The 287-nt window shown below is 69.3% G+C and carries 1 protein-coding gene; it reads left to right on the top strand.

All coding sequences use genetic code 11. From position 1 onward, the window contains the following. The coding region (locus AC1RPY_RS07820) for a carbohydrate ABC transporter permease (RefSeq protein ID WP_481763120.1) at positions 1–287 on the top strand (287 nt) is incomplete at both ends.

Genomic DNA, 287 nt, shown 5'->3' on the forward strand with positions numbered 1-287 from the left:
CTTCAAGCGGTTCCGGTACGTCGTCCTCCCGCAGATCCAGCCGTCCGTCGCGATCGCGACGACGCTGACGCTGATCCAGGGGCTGCGGGTCTTCGACCAGGTCGTGGCCCTCACCGGCGGCGGACCGGCCGGCGCCACCCAGACGCTGGCGCTGGAGGTCTACCAGCAGGCGTTCACCTATCAGGAGTTCGGCTTCGGCGCCGCGCTGGCGCTCGTGCTGAGCCTCCTCATCCTCATCTTCTCCATCGCACAGCAGTGGGCGACCCGCGACCGCTCCGCCAAGGAGG

The organism is Dellaglioa sp. CoH-56-MRSF-12 (genome assembly GCF_056782075.1).